At 59.4% G+C, this 448-nt stretch carries 1 pseudogene; it reads left to right on the top strand.

The window, feature by feature from the left end:
* Window positions 1–91: 91 nt before the first annotated feature.
* Window positions 92–448 (top strand): annotated as a pseudogene (locus B3187_RS08465) (xylose isomerase); the annotation flags it as partial.

Here is a 448-nt window from a genome sequence, read left to right as displayed (position 1 = left end):
CCTTGCCGAGGCCCGATAAGGACACCCGAAACCGGGCGGTGGCTCCACCGCCGCCCACCTCTTTTCACACAAAGCACAAAAGGTCATTACCATGAGCATCACCCTAGGCGATAAAGAGTATTTCCCCGGCGTTGGCAAAATTGCCTACGAAGGCCCTGAGTCCGACAACCCCTTCGCGTTCCAGTATTACGACGAGAACCGCGTAGTGGCCGGCAAGACCATGAAAGAGCACTTCCGCTTTGCCGTGTGCTACTGGCACACCTTCTGCGGCGCAGGCCACGACCCCTTCGGCCCCGGCCCCTTCCACTTCCCCTGGAGCGAAGGCAAGGATCACGAAACCCGCACCCGCATGAAGCTGGACGCGGCGTTTGAATTCTTCACCAAGCTGGGTGTGCCCTACTACTGCTTCCACGATGTGGACGTGATTGAAGAGGGTGATTCCCGCGCG

It is taken from the genome of Marinimicrobium sp. UBA4209 (assembly GCF_002381585.1).
Taxonomy (GTDB): Bacteria; Pseudomonadota; Gammaproteobacteria; order Pseudomonadales; family Cellvibrionaceae; genus Marinimicrobium; species Marinimicrobium koreense.
The sequence above is the reverse complement of the archived record's forward strand: the minus strand, read 5'-3'. Positions and strand labels throughout refer to the sequence as shown.